The organism is Stenotrophomonas sp. SMYL86, from assembly GCF_036320025.1.
GTDB classification, from domain to species: Bacteria; Pseudomonadota; Gammaproteobacteria; order Xanthomonadales; family Xanthomonadaceae; genus Stenotrophomonas; species Stenotrophomonas maltophilia_A.
This window is the reverse complement of the sequence record NZ_JAWIRU010000001.1, coordinates 354,548-370,246: the sequence shown is the minus strand read 5'-3', so window position 1 is coordinate 370,246 and position 15,699 is coordinate 354,548. Positions and strand designations below refer to the sequence as shown.

Here is a 15,699-nt window from a genome sequence, read left to right as displayed (position 1 = left end):
GATACACGCTGTCCGCCGCCGCCCATTCAATGTGGCCGGCCAACGGCAGGCAGGACGGATCTACTCCCCGGCCGCTTGGATGTGCCCTGCCCTTGTGGTCGCATTTCCTTCGATGGCCCAAACGCTGTCCTTGTGGCCCATCTTTGCGCGCTTCCTGGATCGCCTCGCCAGTTGCCAGAAAATGGCAGCAGCGACAATTGCGGTCGCGTCCACGGCCACCCCGGCACTTGAATGGTTCCAGGTGCCGGGGACGCCAGCCAACGCCGCAAGGCTGCCGACCGGGATCAGTGCCGTCACTACTGCGCCAACGTACAGCAGCTCATAAGCGGAGCGCGCGGCCCCACGCAGGAATGCCCAGGCCACTGCCAGCAGGAAGGCCGCATAGTAGATGCCTTCGTGCCATGCCGGGACATTGGCAACCAGCCCAGGCAGCCACTTGGTAGCTGCCAGTGTTGCCGATATGCCGATGATACAGCCCAGGGACACACCGATGGTCAGCGATCCCAGCACACGGGTGGATCGCTTCTGCTCGGGAAGGTTGGCATCGCGCTGCTTCTTGCGTCGTGACTCGATCCACAGCAGGTTGCCGGTGTAGAACACGATCGCACCGCCAAGCCCAAGGAGCAGGTACATCCAGCGCACGGGGTTCCCGCCAAAGCTGCCGAAGTGCAGCATGAAGAAGGCATTGACCGCCGTATCCCAGCCGCCCATGTGTCCTGGCAGGTCATGTGTGTCCACCACGCCAGTGTACGGATCGAGATGGGTACTCATGTAGGTGCGGGCACGGGTCCCGTAGCGGATATCCAGGCCGGTGACACGCCCCTCGACCACACTGCCCTTCTGCTGGAAGCCCAGGCTGTAGACCTCAAAGCCCGGCAGCTGTGCCTTTACCTTTTCCAGCAGTGCAGGAGCAGGCAGAGGCTGGGCGCCCGGAGCGGGCCGGTCATCGTGCTCCTCGCCCCATTGGATGCCGTTGGGATAAACCACCTTGTCCTGGATGTCGTAGATCTGATCGTGGAACGCGAATACCACGCAGGTCACGGCCATGATCAGGTGGAATGGCAAGCTGACAATGCCCAGCGCGTTGTGCGCATCCAGCCACATGCGCTTGATGTTCTTGCCTACCCTCACGGCGAAGAAGTCTTTCACCAACGTCGGCAACAGCACGATGACGCCGGAGATCAATGCGACGGCATACATCAGCGCAATGATGCCCATGATGGGGCGCGAAATCGCATCAGGGAACGGCAGGCCGACGAACTGATGCAAGGTGTCGACAAGCTGCGCCACCGGTGCCTTTCGCAGCTGCTCCACCTGGAGCCGCCCTTCCGCGTCGAAGCTTGCGCCAAACTCCGTGAACTGCCGTGGCTTGTCGCCACGTACTCGCCAGATCACCCGGGCAGGCGCTTCAGGCGACGTCTGCACCATCACGCTGTAGTTCTTCGCCGCCTCGGGATGCGCCTTGAGCACCGCGGCCAGCAGTTCAGGTGCACGTTCCATCGGGACCGGCGCAGACAGCGCAGACGGGGGTGTTGCCCATCGCTCCAGCGGCTTCTCGAACATGGTGATCGAGCCGGCATAGAAGGCAACGAACAGCATCAGGCCAGCAAAGATGCCGACCCAGATGTGCACGTCCTTGTAGACCTTGATGATGTCGTTGCGGATCTTCATGTGAGGTCCAGTCAGCCCAGATGGCTGCGCGCCAGCCAGAGCGCGCCAAAGGCGACCACGTTGGCAGCACCGAGCCACAGCCAGGCGCGTGCGCTGCTACGGAAAAGGAAAACAAATGACAGGATCGGGGCCCACAGCAGCGCGACCAGCCACATGTTGAACTGGGCCTTGCCGCCCCCGCCATCGATGCCGCCGGGCCCGAACCACGCGAACAGGCCGGACAAGGCCAGGGAGAGCCCGAAGCCCAGCAGTACACCGGCACACGTCTTCCCGAACCAGTGCCGGCTCTGCAGCTTGTCAGGGCCGGCCATGGGCACCTCCACGCTGTCGAGCGCGCCAAACGCCCAGGAAGGGCGCGGCCGACCAGACCAGCATCAGAATCGTCAGCCAGGTGAAGAAGGCCGCACCGCTTCCCATCAAAGACAAGAACATGGCCAGCGAGACCAGCGAGAAGGTGCTGCCGGGAATCCATTTCCCACGGACAGGCCAGGGGCCGGCGTGCCGCCACTGCTGCTTCGGCGACGCCAGATAGAACAGCCATGCCCCAACCACACCCGCGGCTGAAGCCAGCACTGCCATCACGACTGACATTCTGGAAGTCTCATAGGAAAGCCCCGTGACCTGGCTGGCCTGTCACGGGGCGGAAGGGTTACCAGGTGAACCGGGCAGTAGCCGTGACGGTGCGTCCTGTGCCGAAGAAGCACGACGAGACACCGCTGCACGTGGTCACGAATCGCTTGTCGGTCAGGTTGCTGACGTTCAGTGCGAACTGCGTGCCCACACTCCCGATCGCACCTACGTCATAACGGATAGCCGCATCCCACATCGTGTAGGACGGAATCAGGTAGACATTGGCGCTGTCGCCGTAGCTTTCGCCGTTGTAGCGGACGCCTGCGGCAAGGCTGAGGCCTGCGAGTGCCCCGCCCTGGAAGGTGTAGTCACCCCACAGCGCAGCGGTCCAGTCCGGAACCATCGCCAGCTGCTTGCCCTGATAGCCGTTGTTGCTCTTGGTGACTTCCGAGTCCATCCACGATGCGGCACCGATCACGCTGAAGCCATCGAGGGGGGTGATGCGGCCTTCCAGCTCTATGCCACGTACGCGGCCTTCGCCATCCTGGACCTGGCACTGGCTGTTCCCGTCGTTGCCACAGGTCTGCCGATTCTTACCAGGGTCGTTGGTGAGGATGTTCTGCTGGCGCAGGTCATAGGCGGAAAGCGTGATCAGGCCGTCGAAGTGGGAGGGCTGATACTTCACGCCAGCTTCCCACTGCTTGCCGGTGACCGGATCAAAGGGCGTGCGGTCGTACGACTGCAGTGCTGAACTGCCGGAGGGCTGGAACGACTCGGCGTAGCTGAGATACGGCGTCAGACCATTGTCAGCCACGTACAGGATGCCAGCATTGCCACTGAAGGCCTCGTTGCTGATCCGGCTGGGCACCCATTTCCCAAAGCTGTTGCTGGCCACGGTATAGGACTGGCTCCAGGTATTGTCCTTGGTCCAGTCATAGCGGCCACCCACGGTGAAGCGCCACTTGTCGAGTGCGATCTGATCCTGCAGGTAGGCGCCCGTCTGGCGGTTCACACCACCGGTGTAGCCGATGCTGTTGGTGACAGGAACGTAACCGGTGTAAACGGGATTGAAGATGTCGATCGCCGCCGGATCGCGCATTCCGCCGCGAGCAGCGTCCCAATCGGCCTTCTGCCAGTCCACGCCCACCAGCAGCGTGTGCTCGGCTTTGCCGGTCTGGAACTTGCCGGTAACTCGCGTGTCGATCGTGTCGCCCTGGGAGTCGCCCTCGCCCCACGTGGCGCGCCGCTTCTGGGTGCGCCCATCCGGGTTCAGGCCACCATTGGTCACCACGGTGCGGAAGGTCGATTCCACGTTGGTGCGGCGGGCACCCTGGCTCAGGGTCCAGTTCTCGTTGAAGGCATGCTCGAACAGCCAGCCGGCCGTCCAGATGGTGCGGTCGTAGGTGTTCCAGTTCGGCTCGCCAATGAACGTGGTGTTCTTCATACGTCCATAGGGGGTGGCCTGGAGCGTGCCCTTCATCGGCAGGAACTGGTACGTGGAGCCACCATCGTCGCGCTGGTACAGGCCCAGTAGCGTCAGTCGCGTGCGCTCGGCCATCTGGAAGGTGTAGCTGGGGGCGAGGAACCAGTGCTGCTGCTGGGTGTGCTTGATCTGGGTGTCGCCGTCGCGATACAGGCCTACCAGGCGCCCGAGGTGACGCTTGTCGTCCGATGCGATGCCCAGGTCGAACGCGCTGCTGTACTGGCCGTTGCCGTCCAACCCCACCTGCAGCACCTGCTGCTGGTCGGGCGTGGGGGTCTTGCTGACCTGGTTGACCATGCCCCCCGGAGCCACCTGACCATACATCACGGCCGACGGCCCCTTCAGCACCTCGACACGGTCCAAGTTCCAGCTGTCCACCATGGTCCGGTTCCACTGGCCACCCTGCGGCGCACGCATGCCGTCGACGGTGACGTTGTTGCTCCAGCTGCCGGCGTCGAAGCCGCGGATGCGGAAGTCATCGACGCGATTGTCGATGCCGCCGCTCTCCAGAACCACGCCGGCCACGTAGCGCATCGCCTCGTTGAGGTTCTGCACACCGCGGGCATCGAGCTCTTCGCGGGCAATGACTGAGACCGACTTGGCCATTTCCGCAACCGGCGTGTCGGTCTTGGTAGCGCCGGAGGTGTGTGTGGTTGTGCGATAGGCGTTGACGCGTACCGCATCGAGCGTGGTGGCGCTGCCATCGGGAACTTCTGGCGAGGGCGGTGCTTCAGCGTGACCGGCCAGCGGGAAGGCCAGCATGAGGGCAACGGACACGGACAACAGAGAGCGCCTCGGGGCGCGGGAAGTAGTGGCGATCTTGTTCATTTGGGGGCCTACGGTAGGAAGTGCGCCCTAGGCGGCAGCTGCGGCGGCGTTAATTTCGCGTTAAATAATACCAAATGCAAATCGTTCGCACTAGCAACCGCAGGCGCCTGCCCTGTCGGGAGCGCCCTCACCCTGTCCGAAGCATCGCCACCAGCAACCCCATCAGGGCACTCCCCGCCGCCAGACTCAGCCACACCTTCCCAACACTACGGGCACTGAAGACGCCCACAGCAACGGCAATGAACAGCACGAACCCCAGCAGTGAACTGGCCAGGACCGAAACGGCTGTCCTTACCCCCACCAGCACGGGCAACAACAACGCCAGTGACGCGGCAGTAGCGGCGGTGAACACGTAGCCGCCCAGCGAGGCGGCCAGCACGCGGCTCGCCACCTGCCAGCGATAGACCGCTTCCCGCCCGGCCGGAGGCTTGGCAGGGCGCGCCGCCTCCTGCGCCCGGGGCCAACGGCGCTGCAGCATCAGGGCCATCCTTGCCAGCATCAGCCCGAAGGCCAGTGCGACCAGCTCCACCCCAGCCTGCTGCCATGCGCCCCGCTGCAGGTACATCAGCAGCCCCTGCCCGGTGGTTGCCAGATTCACCAGCGGCAGCGCCAGGCACAGTGCTGCGGCCAGCCACAACTGCTCGATCCAGGCCAGGCGCGGTGGGCGCCACAGTGCGTGTAGCACCGAGGCCGCGCAGGTCAAAAGGAAAATGCGTATTTCCCACGCACTGCGACCGCTCATTTCCAATGGCAGCAACCGATTGCCATACAGGTAGACGATGCTTGCCAGCGCCACCCCAGCCAGCGATGCCACGTTGAAGGCTTCCACGCAGCGATAGATGCCTGCCGTGGCCGCGCCGAACTCATGCTCGCTGCGCTTGCGCCGCTTGATGGAGAACAGCAGCGTGCCGATGGCGATCATCACCGTGCCGAGCAGACCGCTGATGAAGTACAGCCACTTCATCGGCCAGCCGCCGAAATCGGCCTTGTGCAGTGCTTCGATGGTTTCGTGCACCTGTACGGCGCCAATGGCATGCGGATGTGCGCCATGCTGTTGCAGCAGCGTGCCGCTGGCAGCATCGAACGCCGCCCGGCTGGCCTCGGTCAGCAGATGCCTGTCTGTGCGCCCCTCGGGCTTGCGACCGATCACCTCCACCACGCTGTGCACGGTGCCGGGCGCCTGGATCACGATCAGTGCCGGCGGCTGCCCGCTGATGGCCTGCGCGCGTGCCAGCAGGTGCTGCAGGTCTGGCAGTTGCGCGGTGGATACCAGGATGCCTGGCGGAGCCGGCTGTGCAGGCGCCAGCTCGGCTTCATAGCGCGCATAGGCGTCATCGGCATCGCAATAGGCCGCGTGCACCGGCCACGGAAGATAGCTGCTGTAGAAGAAGGTCAGCCCGGTGTAGCCGATCATGAACAGGAACGGCAGGGTCAGCACGGCACTCAGGTTGTGCGCATCCAGCCAGCTGCGTTGTCCCTTGCCCGGGCGAAAGGTGAAGAAGTCCTTGAAGATGCGTTTATGCACCACCACGCCGGACACCAGTGCCAGCAGCATGCAGGCGGTGATCCAGCCCACCAGCCAGTAGCCGGCCATGCCGCCGTGCAGGGTGTAGTGGAAGGACATGAAGTGGCGCCCGCCTTCGGTTTCCCGAAGGCGAGGTGGAGGCCGTGGCATGCCGGTGCTGGCATCCACCCAGCGTTCGTGCGCGGTGCCGTCGCCACCCTCCCATGACAGCTCCAGTGGCCAGCCCGGCTGGGCAGGCCAACGGATCTGCCACGCCCGGGCATCGGCGGCGTTGGCGGCCAGCCAGTGCTGCGCACGTACCGCCTGCGTTCCCGTGTCCACCGCCGGCGAGGAGACCGGCACGGGGCCGGCCTCCATCCATTGCGTGATCGGCTCACGGAACACGCTGAGCGTGCCGGTCAGGAAAATCGCGCACAACAGCCAGCCACAGGTGAGGCCGCACCAGGTGTGCAGCCACGACATGCTCTGCCGGAAGCCCGCTTTCATGCCTGCCCCGTGGCGGGCAGGCCGTTGCCCCGCCGGTTGCGGAAGATCACAGCGAGCCGCGCAGCGTCAGCATCACATTGCGGGGTTCGCCAAAGAAGTTGCCGCGGCGGATCTGGCTGATCATCGCGTAGTAGCGGGTGTCGAACAGGTTGGCCAGGTTGACGCCTACGCTCCAGCGCGGATTGATCCGATAGCCGGCCCGCAGGTCCCACACGGCACGGCCCGCTGCGCCCATGCGCCAGTCCGGGTCGTCGTAGGCCGGATAGGAGTAGCTGCTCTGTGCCGATACACCACCGCCCACGGAGAACGCGTTCCACTTGCCCGGCAGCTGGTAGGACGTCGACAGGCGCAGCAGGTGGCGGGGCGTCTCCGCGCTGATGGTCGCGCCCTCATCGTCGCGGCTGGTGACGTGGGTATAGCCCGCCATCATCTGCCAGCCCGGCGCCAGTTCGCCGCTGGCTTCCAGCTCAAAGCCCTTGCTGCGCAGCTTGCCGCCATTGCGGTAGCAATCGGACGACGCCAGCGAGCCACGGCAGCTGCCCGGGTCGGACTCGTCCACCACGGCGTTGCCGGTCTTGCGGATGGAGAACACTGCGGCGGAGACATTCAGGCGGCCATCGTTCAACTCACCCTTCACGCCCAGCTCGTAGTTGGCGCCGATGGCCGGATCCAGCACCGAGCCGGACGCGGTGACGTACGAGCTCTGCGGCTGGAAGGTATCGGCGTAGCTGGCATAGACCGACCATTGCGGACCCAGGTCGTAGACAAGGCCGGCGTACGGGGTGAATTCGTGCTTCTGTTCGTAGTCGCGGCTCTTGGCGCCGGTGAAGCCATCGCTGGACTGGTACTTCACCCAGCTCAGCCGGCCACCCAGCGTGAGGTGCAGCGGTTCTGCCAGCTGCAGGCGCAGGTTGCTGTACACGCCGCTCTGCTGGGCGCGGGCGTTTTCTGACCAGTCCCACGCGGGCTGCAGCGGCTGCGCGATGGCGCTGTGGTCGGGTGCGTAGACATCAATCGGCACGTCGATGGCCAGGTCCGCCGAGCTCTGGCGGGTACGCTGGCGCGACCACATCGCGCCCAGCAGCAGCTGATGGCTGCGGCCGAAGGCGTCGAAACTGCCGGTGGTGTGCAGGTCGATGCCATCACTGCGCACGCGCGAGCGGTTGAAATAGATATCATAGAAGCGCGAACCGATGCCGCTGGCGCGGTCCACCCCGCCCAGCGGAACCGCGACACGCTGGTCCAGGTCCGACTCGGTGCGGTTCACCGACAGGCGTGCCTTCCAGCGTTCGTTGAAGCGGTGCTCCGCCTCTGCAAAGGCTTCGTCGACGGAGCCCTCCTGCCGGTTCCAGTCCTGGATGAGCGAGGTGGAACGCTTGATGTCCAGCGCCCCGCCATCGGCGTAGCGCGGCAGGCCGAACAGCCAGTAGCCGTCGGTGTCACTGGCCTGATGACGCAGGCCAAAGGTCAGCGTGGTATCCGTGCCCAGATCGGCATCGATCACCCCATAGGCCACCGGCGTCTTCGATGAGGTGCCCCGCTGGAAGTAGTCGCGGTCCTGATAGGCGGCGACCAGTCGGCCGCGCACGCTGCCGGTAGCATTGAGCGGGCCACCGCCATCCACCTCGACGCGGTAGTTGTCCCACGAGCCCACGGTTGCGGCCAGATCCAGATGAGCCTGGTCGCGCGGGCGCTTGCGCACCATGTTGATTGCTCCGCTGGGGTCGGCCGCACCCAGCATCATGCCACCGGCCCCGCGCAGCACTTCAACGCGCTCCAGCACCGCGGTGTCGATCGGCAGCCAACCCACGGGGGCATACACGATGCCGGCCACGCCATCGACCAGATAGTTGCTGTCGTCCACGGTAAAGCTGCGGATCGAGAACTTGTGGTTGCCGAAGTTGCGGGCGGTCTTGGTCACACCCGTGGTCTGCGCCAGGGCCTCGTCCAGCGTGGTGAGGTTGCGGTCGTCCAGCTGCTGGCGGGTGATCACGCTGACCGACTGCGGGGTCTGGCGGATGCTCTGTCCCAGCTTGCCCAGGCTCAGTTCACGTGCCGTGTAAGCGCCATCGCTTGGGGCATTGGCGGTCACGTTCACCGTCTGCAGGGTGGTCTGGGCATCCTTGCTGCGCGCAGGCGCTGCTGCTTCCTGCGCCAGGGTGAACACGCCCGGACGGGTGGCATTGACACGCACGCCACTGCCCTCCAGCAGGCGCGCCAGTGCTTCCTGCGGCGTGTAACTGCCGGTCAAGGCCGGAGCGCGACGGCCCGCCACCGCCGATTCGCTGAACAGCACCTGCTGCCGGGACTGCTCGGAAAAGCGGCGCAGTGCGGCATCCAGCGGTTGCGCCGGAATATTGAACTGCACGCGTGCAGCCGGCTGCGACTGTGCAATGGCCGGCGCTGCCAGCGCGCTGGAAATGCACAGTGCCAGCAACGGCAGCCGCTTGGCGTGTACCCCCGTAGAGAACGCGCGAGCAACAAGTGCGCGCTTGATCTTCATGTACCCCATTACCGCTCCATCATGCTTGGCCGCTACTGGCCTCACTGGGGTAAACGGAAAATGGCGGTGGGGTGGGAACCCGCGCCGGAAGAAATTTTCGTTCCGGCGTCAGCGGGTCACAGGCCGTTCGTCGATGCGGTAGCCGCCCTGGGCATTGCGGGTCACCTGCACCGGCAACAGATCCGGCAGTGCTTCCAGGAAGGTGGCCGGGGCATCGGTGGCTGCGTAGCCGGAGACCGGCAGGAACTTCAGCCCTGGCTGGCCCAACGTGACGGGATGGCCCAGATACTGCCCGACCTCCTGCGCCACTTCCTCCAGCGGGGTGCGCCGGAACACCAGGCGTCCATTGCGCCAACCGCCAATGCTGTCTGCGCTTGCGGCGATGGGGCGATAAGCAGCGGTGAGCGTGGTAACGGCCAAGCCCTGTTCGGCGCGCAGGCTGACCGGCGAGGCACCTTCGGCGCGATCCGGCTGTACTCGCACGTGCCCATGCAGCACCTTGACCACGACTTCGCCCGGCCCATTGCGCACATTGAAGGCCGTGCCGACCACCGTCACCCGGCTGCGCTGGGCATCAACGGTGAAGGGCCGGTCGGCCGCCGGGGCGACCTCGAAGAACGCCTCGCCCTGGCTGAGCACCACTTCACGGCGGGATCGATAGAAATGCACGGCCAGCGTGCTGCGTGCATTGAGCGAAATCCGTGAGCCGTCCGGCAATTGAAGATCACGTATCTCGCCCGCGCCGGTGGCCACGTCCTGTACGTAGCTGGGCGCGGTGTACCAACCGTAGCCGACGTACCCCAAGGCCAGCATTGCCACGGCGGCAGCCGCCGCAATGCGGGGCAGGCGCCACGAGCGAGTGTGCCGCACCGCCCTGCCCCGCCGTTGAACGGCAGGCGCAGGTACTGCTGGGGTGATCACCGCATGCGCGTCCGAGGCCAGTACGGGGCGCGGAAGCTGGCCCAGGTCGTGCCAGGTTCTGGTCACATCGGCGAACGCCTGTCGATGTGCTTCGCTCCCGGCCAGCCAGTGCTGCAGGGCCGCCTCGTCCTTCGGTTGCCAGTCCGCATCCTGCCGCCGTACCAGCCACGCGGCCGCCGCCTCATGCAGGGCAAACGGGTCGGAACCTGCGGCAGAAGGGAGATCGGTCATCGGCAGGGAAAATCAGCATCGATGGCAGGCGCCAACGCCTCGCCCGCCTTGGTCGGACGATGCAGTTCCTGCATCTGTGCCAGAGACGCATAGCGTACCCGCACTTCGCAGTAGGCAACCGCTCGCGACAGGTGCTTGACCACCATGCGGCGGGAGATCTGCATGCGAGCGGCCACGTCCTCCTGGGTCAGGCCATCGAAGCGGCAGAGCACGAAGGCCTCGCGTTGACGTTCCGGCAGCTCGGCCAGCGCTTCTCGCAGGCGCTCCAGGCGCTGCCGCTGGGCGCTGAGCTGCAACGGGCACTGTGATTCATCGCTGGTGATGGCCTGGCCCGCATCCTCGGCATCTGCCAGTGGCAGGGTCTGGAGACGGCGGCCTGCGGTGTGCTCACGATACTCATCGGCCACGGTGTTCATCACCGTTCGCCGGAAATAGGCGCCTTGCTGGTCGCACGAGGCCAGTGCAGGGTTTGCCGCCAGCCATTTGACTGCACCGTCGTGCAGGGCGTCCTCCCCGTCCGCACCTCTGACACGCGCAAGGCTGCGCAGAATGGGCCCGCGCCAGCGGGCATAGGCTTTCGCAAGGAGGTTCCCGCCCATTGGCGAGGCGTCTTCCGGAATGCCCGCCTCCGTGGACGAGGCCCGATCCGCGTTGCTGCCCGTGCCCCGGCCTAGCGTGGACACATCACCCTCAGGGCAAATGCCAGCGGTCTGCACAGGTGGGGCGGGGAATTCACGTTGGGAGCCGGGGTTCTGGCCGCCATAGGCGGCGGAAGGGGTGGGATGCCGCAAGTGTAGTGAGAGTCATTTGCAATTGGAACTCCCCTGGCCCGCTCTTGCCGTGATGAGAAAGCGAATCCAGGTCGTGCGGAGATCAACCCGTCCAGCGCACGCGGATATCCGTTACCGCCCGTTACGAAACGTACTGTCCAGTCGCTGGGATTCAGCCCACCGCGCTGAGTGCGCGGACCGAACACGCGCCATCGCCTGCGCGAAGCAATTGTTCCTCCAACGCTTCGATCGCAGGCGTCCGCACGGCTGCACTGCGCATCAGCCGGAAGCTCGCTGCGGGGAGCACAGGAAGGCCCAGTCCACTGCCCGCAATCATCAGGCCATCCTGGATGTCATCCTGAAGAGCGACAGTGATGGCGAGCCCGGACTTTGCAGCCGATCGCAGGCCCTGCTGGTTCGCCGAGGTAAAGGTGACGCGCCATTCCAGGCCGGCTTCAACAAGTGCTCCGATGCACACGTCGCGGTGCATGCACGGGCTGGGCGCGAGTGCGAGTGGCAGCGTCTTTTCCGGTTCGTGCTCAAATCCCGAACCGATGGCCCAGACGAAACGTGTCCGCCTCAGAACCGGCCACTCAACGTCCTCCCGCAGGAACAGGTTCACCGCCAGATCAAGTGTTCCCGCCTGTATCTGTTCGCCCAGTGCCCCATAGGACTCCACGGCTACATCCAGCCGCACCGCGGGGAACCTGCGGGAGAAGCGCGACAGCATTGCCGTCAGCCGGTCGCCGGCATAGGTCTCCGGCACACCCAGTCGCACTGCCCCGGTAACAGGAGCCCTCTGGAACCGGCGAACCAGCAGGCTCTGGGCAGCAAGAATCTGCTCGGCATGTCGCAGGAAGTCTTCGCCGTCTTCGGTGAGTGTCACGCTTCTCGTGGTCCGTTTCAGCAAGGCGCTGCCCGCCTGCTCTTCCAGCTTCCGGATCTGGTGGCTGATGGCGGACTGGCTGAGGTTCATGCGCTCACCCGCCTTGGTGAAGCCGCCGGTCTCTACGACGGCGACAAAGGCGCGCAGCAGGTCGGGGTCAAAGAACACCGGGGCAATCCATGATGAAGATTGATCAATTCTATTAAATCAAATCATTTTTATCATCATGGAAGTCCCTCCAAGATGGCCGCTCACTTGAAACGCGCAGCTGCAGTCGACCCGGCAGTGCGCCAGATCCCGGACCTGCCTGAGGAGACCCATGACTTCCCTTTCACCTGCCGCTCGAGACCGCCTGACGCTTTCTGCGGCGTGCTTGGCTTCCCTGATGTTCGGGCTGGAAATCTCCAGCGTGCCGGTCATCCTGCCGATTCTGGAGACAGAGCTTGGCAGCAGCTTCAGCGGCCTGCAGTGGATCATGAATGCCTACACCCTCGCCTGCACGACGGTGCTGATGGCGGCTGGCGCACTGGCGGATCGGTACGGGCGCAAGCGCATCTTCGTGATCAGCCTGTTGCTGTTCGGCATCACATCCCTGGCCTGCGGCCTTGCTCGAAGCGGAACGGCGTTGATCGTGGCTCGATCGCTGCAGGGTGCGGCGGGAGGCGCAATGCTGGTCTGCGTGTTTACAGTGCTTTCCCATCAGTTCAGTGACTCCGCACAGCGCGCCAAGGCCTTTGGCATCTGGGGCGTGGTCTTTGGCATAGGGCTGGGTTTCGGGCCGGTCATTGGTGCTGGCGTTGTTGTCATCAGCAGCTGGAGCTGGGTGTTCCTCGTGCATGCGCCCCTGGCAGTGGGCGCGACGGCTCTCGCCGTTCTGGGCATCCGGGAATCGCGGGCGCCAAGCCAGCGGAAACTGGACCGTGCAGGAATCGTCTCGCTGTCAGTGGCCGTCTTTTCCTTCACCTGGTACATCACCCAGGGCATTCCTGCAGGCCTTGCAAGCGCCTCTTCCATGGCGGCCGCTCTGGTTGCCGTCATCAGCCTGGCGGTATTCATCGCGGTCGAGCGCAGGGTGCCGGACCCGATGTTCGATTTTTCCATCTTCGGCAACCGGCGCTTCTCGGGCGCATTGCTGGGCTCGATGGGCATGAACTTCAGCTTCTGGCCACTGATGGTGTACCTGCCACTGTTCTTCCAGCACGGACTTGGCTACTCAAGCATCGCGACCGGCCTGTCTGTCCTGGCATACACATTGCCGTCGCTGCTGCTGCCGCCTTACGGCGAGCGTCTCGCTGTGCGCTTCGGGCCTGAGCGCGTGATCCCCGCTGGGATGTTTGCCATGGGCGGCGGGATGCTCATGATGGCGATCGGTGCAGGCGCGGAAAACGCGAGCTGGTTGACCCTGCTGCCAGGCTGCATTCTTGCAGGCTCGGGCCTGGGCGTGATCAATACGCCCGTCACCAACACGACGACCAGTTCCGTGCCCAGCGATCGCGCCGGCATGGCATCCGGCATGGACACCAGCGCCAGATTCATCAGCCTGGCCATCAACATCGCGGTGGTGGGGTTGATTCTGGTGAAAGGTACCTACTACGCACTTGAAACGAACCTGCCCGGCGGTGACCCTTCGCATCTGCGGTCGCTTGCGGAGGGATTGTCCGCAGGTACTGCGCACCTGGATGAGCTGGCGGCCACTGGCCAGGCAGTGTCCCTTGACGTAGCCCATCAGTCGCTGCTTTTCGGCTACCGACTGGCCATGGTTTACGCGGGCGCTTGTGCCTGTGCCCTGGCCGTTGTCAGTGCGCTTACGTTCCGGGGCGGTCGAAGTTCGCTGGCATCGTGCGCCAACGAATCGAACGGGCAGTGAGGGGGGGGTATTAATGTGACGTGTCACGCCGCCGCGAATTCAGCCTGCGGTCTCCAGGCCCTTAGCCGCCGCATCCAGTCGCAGCGAAGCCAGATAGCGGCAGTACTTGCCGATGAAGAGGCCAGTGAATCCGCCTGCCAGCAGCAGGTAGGCGGCACTGAAGCCGGCGTTGGCGGTCAGCGACGGCGACACCGCAAATGCGACTTCGAAGCCGTACTTCACCAGGAAGGTGATCAGCAGCAGCGGCAGCAGGCTGAAGTCCGCGTTGCGCCAGAGCTTTCCGGTAGCGCCCTCCAGGGTCAGCTTCACGTGGCCCAGCAGCAGCCATCCCAGTGCCGCCCCGGTGCCGATGCCGACCAACCACTCGCCCCAGGCGGTCAGCGAGGCGCCGAAGCGATGACTGATCGACCACGCGCCCCACACGGCGAACAGGACGGGCACGATCGCCAGCTTCTGCAACGAAGTCTCACCCGGTTTCATGGCGGCGATGCCACGCGTGACCAGGAACGCCAGGAGCAGCCAGACCCAGATCGGCGTCTGCGAGGTGAGTTGCTGGAGCATGTTCATGAGCGGTCGCCTTGGTGGTTGGTGGCGAGGTGCCCTCGCCTTGGCGCCCACTATTCGCTTCCGCCCGGGTTGCAGCCAGTGACAGCTGTCAGTCTTCGGGTGTTACTGGGCGGTAATCGGGCGCACTCAGGACGCTCTCGATCCAACCCACATAGCGCGATACCCGAACGTTGTGCACCACCTGCCCGTAGAAGCCGGCCTCAAGGGCATGCTCGGGAACGGCGGTGATCCAGGAGCCCAGCCCCACCAGCTGCCAGACGCCGTGATCCTTGATCACCAATGGGCCGCCGCTGTCCCCGTTACCGAGCACGCCTTCCAGTGGGAGGCCCTGTGGCGGGGCATCGAACCGATACCAGAGATAGCGATCATTGCCGCCGGTAATGGCGTTGTATGCCCGCCGCAGCGTGGTGCGATGCGGCCCGCCCGGCACCAGTCCAACCGTACCATTGCCAGTGGCGCCCTTCCCGATCAAGGCGGCGATCTGCGTGACCTCGGCGCTGCCGCGATACAGCGCCACGGGCTGCACATCGTTCACGGGCGCTGCGAGCCGGATCAGTGCAATGTCATCTGATCCGGCCAAAAACGCGTGGATCTTCGCCGGGCTTCCCGTTGCCATAGCCTCCTTGCCCAATGCGTCGGGCATTCTCCTGTAGCCGGGGTGCACGAACACGCGCCCCACGCCGTAGTCCCTGCCGTTGATGGCGATGGTCAGCCCCATCCCTTCCATCGGTGCGGCATGCGCTGCCGTCAGCACCCACTGTGGGGCGATCAGAACGCCCTGCCCTTCACCCGGCATGTCGGCCAGGGCGGGAAATTCTGATCCCTCGATCCGGTAGCGGGCATCGTCCACGTCGTGGCGGATGACCACGGCCCCGGCAGCGAACGGCAGCGCGGCAAGCGCGAGGAACAGCCAGCGGATCATGGGTGCCTTAATCCTTGCGGTCAGTCGCTGCAGCCTAGCCGAACACCTCCCGCGAAGGGAAAACGTCCGACCAACCTCACGTGTTCGACGACGAATGCCGCAGAACCGGCCACGAAACCGGGGCGGCCACGGGCCGTTAACAGCCTGCCTCTATGCTGGGACCTCATTGCAGACCCACGAGGTATGACCATGACCAAGCTGCACACCCTGATGTTGACCGGCTGCCTGTTGGCACTGAGCCCCCTGGCCTCCGCCGAGACCGTGAACCTGACCAACAGCGCCGACGGTGCCAATCGCGATGCGGGCATCGCGACGGTCAAGAAGAAGCTGCAGGACGCGTGCACCGACCGCAAGGGCTCGCCCGATGCGGCTTCGTTCGAGGTGGTCTTCGAGAAGACCAGCGAGAACCCAAACGTACCCAAGCCGTACTACGTGGACGGCAAGATGAAGTGCGAACTGCCGGGCTGAA

General features: G+C 64.8%; 13 protein-coding genes. 2 read left to right on the top strand and 11 right to left on the bottom strand.

From position 1 onward, the window contains the following. Positions 1 to 60: 60 nt before the first annotated feature. The 9 genes from V3B64_RS01630 to V3B64_RS01590 form a co-directional block, all read right to left on the bottom strand. Complete coding sequence (locus tag V3B64_RS01630; RefSeq protein ID WP_329913471.1) at positions 61 to 1,671, bottom strand: PepSY-associated TM helix domain-containing protein; 1,611 nt, start codon at positions 1,669 to 1,671, stop codon at positions 61 to 63. An 11-nt stretch (positions 1,672 to 1,682) separates the two neighbouring features. Beyond that, positions 1,683 to 1,982: a hypothetical protein gene (locus V3B64_RS01625; protein WP_107433257.1), complete on the bottom strand. Its 300-nt coding sequence runs from the start codon at positions 1,980 to 1,982 to the stop codon at positions 1,683 to 1,685. Beyond that, entirely contained in the window at positions 1,969 to 2,253 is a 285-nt protein-coding gene (locus V3B64_RS01620; protein ID WP_329913470.1) for a hypothetical protein, read from the bottom strand. The genes V3B64_RS01625 and V3B64_RS01620 overlap by 14 nt, the downstream gene beginning before the upstream one ends. Positions 2,254 to 2,320: 67 nt before the next feature. Then, positions 2,321 to 4,501: a TonB-dependent siderophore receptor gene (locus V3B64_RS01615; RefSeq protein ID WP_329913564.1), complete on the bottom strand. Its 2,181-nt coding sequence runs from the start codon at positions 4,499 to 4,501 to the stop codon at positions 2,321 to 2,323. 178 nt (positions 4,502 to 4,679) lie between these two features. After that, positions 4,680 to 6,563 carry a PepSY-associated TM helix domain-containing protein gene (locus V3B64_RS01610; RefSeq protein ID WP_329913469.1) on the bottom strand — a complete coding sequence of 628 codons (1,884 nt, stop codon included), beginning with the start codon at positions 6,561 to 6,563 and terminating at the stop codon, positions 4,680 to 4,682. A 46-nt stretch (positions 6,564 to 6,609) separates the two neighbouring features. Next, positions 6,610 to 9,066: a TonB-dependent siderophore receptor gene (locus V3B64_RS01605; protein WP_329913468.1), complete on the bottom strand. Its 2,457-nt coding sequence runs from the start codon at positions 9,064 to 9,066 to the stop codon at positions 6,610 to 6,612. 108 nt (positions 9,067 to 9,174) lie between these two features. Further along, on the bottom strand, positions 9,175 to 10,218 hold the full coding sequence (locus tag V3B64_RS01600; protein WP_329913467.1) for a FecR domain-containing protein: 1,044 nt from the start codon (positions 10,216 to 10,218) through the stop codon (positions 9,175 to 9,177). Then, positions 10,215 to 10,817: a sigma-70 family RNA polymerase sigma factor gene (locus V3B64_RS01595; RefSeq protein ID WP_071228350.1), complete on the bottom strand. Its 603-nt coding sequence runs from the start codon at positions 10,815 to 10,817 to the stop codon at positions 10,215 to 10,217. The genes V3B64_RS01600 and V3B64_RS01595 overlap by 4 nt, the downstream gene beginning before the upstream one ends. 343 nt (positions 10,818 to 11,160) lie before the next feature. Further along, positions 11,161 to 12,042, bottom strand: a complete 882-nt coding sequence (locus V3B64_RS01590) for a LysR family transcriptional regulator (protein ID WP_329913466.1) — start codon at positions 12,040 to 12,042, stop codon at positions 11,161 to 11,163. A gap of 151 nt (positions 12,043 to 12,193) precedes the next feature. On the opposite strand from V3B64_RS01590, the gene V3B64_RS01585 reads away from it, so the two are divergent. Beyond that, positions 12,194 to 13,741, top strand: coding sequence for an MFS transporter (locus V3B64_RS01585; protein ID WP_329913465.1), 1,548 nt, complete (start codon positions 12,194 to 12,196; stop codon positions 13,739 to 13,741). A gap of 39 nt (positions 13,742 to 13,780) precedes the next feature. On the opposite strand, the gene V3B64_RS01580 is transcribed toward V3B64_RS01585, so the two are convergent. Together V3B64_RS01580 and V3B64_RS01575 are read right to left on the bottom strand one after the other, a co-directional pair. Beyond that, on the bottom strand, positions 13,781 to 14,308 hold the full coding sequence (locus tag V3B64_RS01580; protein WP_329913464.1) for a DUF6622 family protein: 528 nt from the start codon (positions 14,306 to 14,308) through the stop codon (positions 13,781 to 13,783). Positions 14,309 to 14,396: 88 nt separating this feature from the next. Beyond that, positions 14,397 to 15,230 (bottom strand): trypsin-like serine protease, encoded by an 834-nt coding sequence (locus V3B64_RS01575; RefSeq protein ID WP_329913463.1) that lies wholly within the window; start codon positions 15,228 to 15,230, stop codon positions 14,397 to 14,399. A 189-nt stretch (positions 15,231 to 15,419) separates the two neighbouring features. Between V3B64_RS01575 and V3B64_RS01570 the strand changes: the two genes are divergently transcribed. Further along, on the top strand, positions 15,420 to 15,698 hold the full coding sequence (locus V3B64_RS01570) for a hypothetical protein (protein ID WP_329913462.1): 279 nt from the start codon (positions 15,420 to 15,422) through the stop codon (positions 15,696 to 15,698). Position 15,699 lies beyond the last annotated feature (1 nt).

Excerpts from the sequence above, each read along its gene's own strand:
- V3B64_RS01630 (WP_329913471.1), bottom strand. The coding sequence starts at position 1,671 with ATGAAGATCCGCAACGACATCATCAAGGTCTACAAGGACGTGCACATC.
- V3B64_RS01625 (WP_107433257.1), bottom strand. The coding sequence starts at position 1,982 with ATGGCCGGCCCTGACAAGCTGCAGAGCCGGCACTGGTTCGGGAAGACG.
- V3B64_RS01610 (WP_329913469.1), bottom strand. The coding sequence starts at position 6,563 with ATGAAAGCGGGCTTCCGGCAGAGCATGTCGTGGCTGCACACCTGGTGC.
- V3B64_RS01605 (WP_329913468.1), bottom strand. The coding sequence starts at position 9,066 with ATGAAGATCAAGCGCGCACTTGTTGCTCGCGCGTTCTCTACGGGGGTA.
- V3B64_RS01600 (WP_329913467.1), bottom strand. The coding sequence starts at position 10,218 with ATGACCGATCTCCCTTCTGCCGCAGGTTCCGACCCGTTTGCCCTGCAT.
- V3B64_RS01595 (WP_071228350.1), bottom strand. The coding sequence starts at position 10,817 with ATGGGCGGGAACCTCCTTGCGAAAGCCTATGCCCGCTGGCGCGGGCCC.
- V3B64_RS01585 (WP_329913465.1), top strand. The coding sequence starts at position 12,194 with ATGACTTCCCTTTCACCTGCCGCTCGAGACCGCCTGACGCTTTCTGCG.
- V3B64_RS01580 (WP_329913464.1), bottom strand. The coding sequence starts at position 14,308 with ATGAACATGCTCCAGCAACTCACCTCGCAGACGCCGATCTGGGTCTGG.
- V3B64_RS01575 (WP_329913463.1), bottom strand. The coding sequence starts at position 15,230 with ATGATCCGCTGGCTGTTCCTCGCGCTTGCCGCGCTGCCGTTCGCTGCC.
- V3B64_RS01570 (WP_329913462.1), top strand. The coding sequence starts at position 15,420 with ATGACCAAGCTGCACACCCTGATGTTGACCGGCTGCCTGTTGGCACTG.